We start from the raw sequence: 2142 nt of genomic DNA, 5'->3' as shown, positions 1-2142 counted from the left end.
ATGTAATCTTGTCCTTGGCCGAGGGGAAAGTAAACTATATTAATGGAGTAGACCTTTTTGACTTGACTATAAGGCTCTCCTTTATCCAGATATTCGGTAATCAGAGTCGAAACTCCAAATAACATCCGCTGAAAGTAATCATTTTCCGAACTATTTTGCACCTCTACTAGCAATAACTCCCCAGCACTATTGAGAGCTAGAATATCTACCCGGTTTAGTTTATTGTCTTGTGTCTGAGGATTACTTTCACTTTCGAGTATTGATTCAATGGTAATCACTTCTCCGAGTAATTCGCTGATAAAGCCTTCGAGGACAACATAATTAGCTTTATCCCGCAGTTGTTTTTTGATCGCCCAGTCAAAGCGTATGTGTGTTGCTGCCATGATTAGTCTTGCTATCTACAAGCACTATGCCATCTCGACTTAATTTCCTTTAGACTTATAGTTTAACACCTGGCCATTAATTCGGCAGATGTTGGCTAAACTCATCTAAAGAAGTAACTGTTAATGCCCTGGCCATTAAGGTGTCCAATTGTTGGATATCTAAGCCTTGAATTTTTTCAGATATCTCTGAAGGAATCGTTCCAAATCGTAGTTGAAGTATTCGCTCCAAGCTAGCACGACGTTCTTGTTGAATGCCCTGTTCTATGCCCTGCTCTATGCCCTGTTCTATGCCCTGCTCTATGCCCTGTTCTATGCCCTGTTCTATGCCCTGCTCTATGCCCTGTTCTATGCCCTGTTCTATGCCCTGTTCTATGCCCTGTTTTATGCCCTGTTCTATGCCCTGCTCTATGCCCTGTTTTATGCCCTCTTCTCTACCCTGTTTTATGCCCTCTTCTCTACCCTGTTTTATGCCCTCTTCTCTACCCCTTAATTCTCCGACTGCCTCTGCCCCTTCCAGCATACTAATTTCATACCGTTTATCTTCCAGATATTTCTGATACGCTGCCTTTTCTTGATTAGGTAGACTCTCAATCCTCAGGTTTTCCTTGGCTTGGGCTAATCCCCTGGCTTGGAATTCCTCCTTGATTTCACTATTTTTCAAGAAATATATCCATTCATCCAAACTGTTTTTAGTCACATCATCAAACTGTTTCACTCTCAAGATGTAATATTCGGGAAATATCTGGTAAACCTGCTCAATTGTGAACAACTCCTTCTGGAGATTTGATGGCTCTAGTCTGTCCTGGATATGACGTCCGATGAAATTTAATTTTCCATCATATATGTAATCTTGTCCTTGGCCGAGGGGAAAGTAAACTATATTAATGGAGTAGACCTTTTTGACTTGACTATAAGGCTCTCCTTTATCCAGATATTCGGTAATCAGAGTCGAAACTCCAAATAACATCCGCTGAAAGTAATCATTTTCCGAACTATTTTGCACCTCTACTAGCAATAACTCCCCAGCACTATTGAGAGCTAGAATATCTACCCGGTTTAGTTTATTGTCTTGTGTCTGAGGATTACTTTCACTTTCGAGTATTGATTCAATGGTAATCACTTCTCCGAGTAATTCGCTGATAAAGCCTTCGAGGACAACATAATTAGCTTTATCCCGCAGTTGTTTTTTGATCGCCCAGTCAAAGCGTATGTGTGTTGCTGCCATGATTAGTCTTGCTATCTACAAGCACTATGCAATTTCGACTTAATTTCATTATACTGGGTCATTGGGTCAGTTCTGAGCAATGGTCTTTAGACAAACCTAGCCAAGAGGGATTAAACTGAAACAATAAGCAATCAGCGAATTTTGTCCATTTTAGTTGGTTACCGTGAGAGAGATTTTCAAGGTTATTCTTCCTCAACTGCGTCAGCACTTCCAGAAAATTTACAACGATATGAGTGGATTTGGGTCTCGTCAACATTGGGACTCTACCCTCCGATTCATAATGCGAACGCATTACACAAATCAGCAATGACTACTGATTAATGACTAATCAAGGGCTCACCACTGACAGCTTAGAGCTGAAGGCTTACCTGATCAGTGTTTTTACCTTGCGATATCCTTTTAAAGTAACTATAATCAATCTACCATACTAGAACATTTAAGAATTATTTTATCCTAATTTAGGATAGTCTAATCTAGGGGAGTAATATTAATGAACAATCAAATTATTGATCAAATTTTGTGTTTTTTATTTGT

Annotated in this window: 2 protein-coding genes; both read right to left on the bottom strand. The window is 39.7% G+C overall.

What is annotated here, in order from left to right; translation table 11 throughout:
- A partial coding sequence (locus F6J99_RS43825) for a PD-(D/E)XK nuclease family transposase (protein WP_293123427.1) occupies positions 1–383 on the bottom strand: 383 nt, incomplete at its 3' end.
- A 76-nt stretch (positions 384–459) separates the two neighbouring features.
- Positions 460–1608, bottom strand: coding sequence for a PD-(D/E)XK nuclease family transposase (locus tag F6J99_RS43820; protein WP_293123425.1), 1149 nt, complete (start codon positions 1606–1608; stop codon positions 460–462).
- Between the last annotated feature and the right edge of the window lie 534 nt (positions 1609–2142).

Source organism: Moorena sp. SIO4G3, assembly GCF_010692305.1.
GTDB lineage: Bacteria > Cyanobacteriota > Cyanobacteriia > Cyanobacteriales > Coleofasciculaceae > Moorena > Moorena producens_A.
This window is presented reverse-complemented; position numbering and strand designations above follow the sequence as displayed.

Excerpts from the sequence above, each read along its gene's own strand:
- F6J99_RS43820 (WP_293123425.1), bottom strand. The coding sequence starts at position 1,608 with ATGGCAGCAACACACATACGCTTTGACTGGGCGATCAAAAAACAACTG.